At 57.4% G+C, this 1,351-nt stretch carries 1 protein-coding gene and 1 pseudogene; one reads left to right on the forward strand and one right to left on the reverse strand.

Features of this window, described 5'->3' with window-relative positions:
• Positions 1–105: 105 nt before the first annotated feature.
• Positions 106–246 (reverse strand): annotated as a pseudogene (locus tag YUO_RS47465) (IS5/IS1182 family transposase); the annotation flags it as partial.
• A gap of 491 nt (positions 247–737) precedes the next feature.
• Between YUO_RS47465 and YUO_RS0137645 the strand changes: the two are divergent.
• Positions 738–1,351, forward strand: a 614-nt coding sequence (locus YUO_RS0137645; RefSeq protein ID WP_028351710.1) for a porin, incomplete at its 3' end; no start/stop codon positions are given.

The raw sequence follows: 1,351 nt of genomic DNA on the forward strand, positions 1-1,351 counted from the left end.
GCCGCTCGACCTGGGCACTGCGCTTATCACTGTCCATAAGGACAGTTCTCAATACCGCGCCTCACTTCGCAAGGCGGCCTTCAGCGGACGGATACACTTGAGCTACAACAGCCCGATAGGGTCTGCTCCAGATCGTCCGTTCTCGCTGAAGATCGGTGCGATCTCGTCGTCGATCTAGTCCCAATCGATCTTGCCGGCCAGCAGAGCCAACTCATGCTGGATCTAGTCCAGCTGCGCCAGGAACAGATCGTTCGATCCGGTCGTCTTGTGCTTGTTCGGTCGCTTCGTCCCTTCCGATGCGCTAGAGAATCACTCACGGGCGGCTGCGAAATGCCTCATGCATAGACCTCGTCGAACGATGCTGTCATATGCGCCTGCAATAAGCACCTGACCTAGCCATTGTCCGATGACAGATATCGACGCGCTGGTCCGAACCGTACGCTTCAAACTCATGAAAGTGCGATGCGTACCATTGTGACGCAGTTAGAGCACGCTTCGACAGAGTGCGCGCGCGCTGGTCCATTGCGTACAAAGTTCGCTCGCCGATAACAAACCCAATCTGTCACCATCATCGTGCGAGCGGCGGAATGATCCGCACCGCGACGTTCACTGATCGATCTTTCAGTTGGCGTTCGAGGAAGGCCCTGCAGGTCGAGGATGATTGGGGGGCGAAGGTGGTTGCTCTCTTCTGTCATGGATGGGCGCCGCTTTTGAGGTGTTACAATTCGGAGGACTTTATGAACATGGGGAAGAACCTTTTGCTCGTTTCGGCGGCGAGTCTGATCGTCGCAGGCGGAGCGCAGGCGGCCGATCTGCCAGTTAAGGCCAAGGCCATCGAATATGTGAAAATCTGCTCGCTCTACGGTGCCGGCTTCTACTACATCCCGGGGACCGATACCTGCATCAAATTGGGGGGATACCTGCGCGTTGAGACGGCGCTGAACACCAACGGTGTCTACGCATCAGGCCGGGTGAACGGCGCGGCCGGAGCTAACAACCGCCTGAGCAACTATTACACTTCTCGTTCTCGCCAGGGCCTTACCATCGATACCCGCACTGCGACCGAGTACGGCGTGGTCCGCACTTTCTTTGAAGGCAAGTTTGACTGGACGTCGGGTGGCTATACCGCTACCGGTGCTGGCGGTACCGCCTATGCTGGTGATTTCGTCGCGGGTGGCTCGCTCGGCGTCTACAACGCTTTCATTCAGTTCGCGGGTTTTACGCTGGGTAGAGCGAATTCCCAGTTCTCCACGCCCTGGGCCAACTATCCGGGAAATAACTTCGATGGCCTGCCGGGCAGCGGCGGCTATGAATGGGTAAACCAGTTCGCCTATACCGCTGAGTTCGGTCA

The organism is Bradyrhizobium murdochi (assembly GCF_000472965.1).
Lineage (GTDB): Bacteria > Pseudomonadota > Alphaproteobacteria > Rhizobiales > Xanthobacteraceae > Bradyrhizobium > Bradyrhizobium murdochi.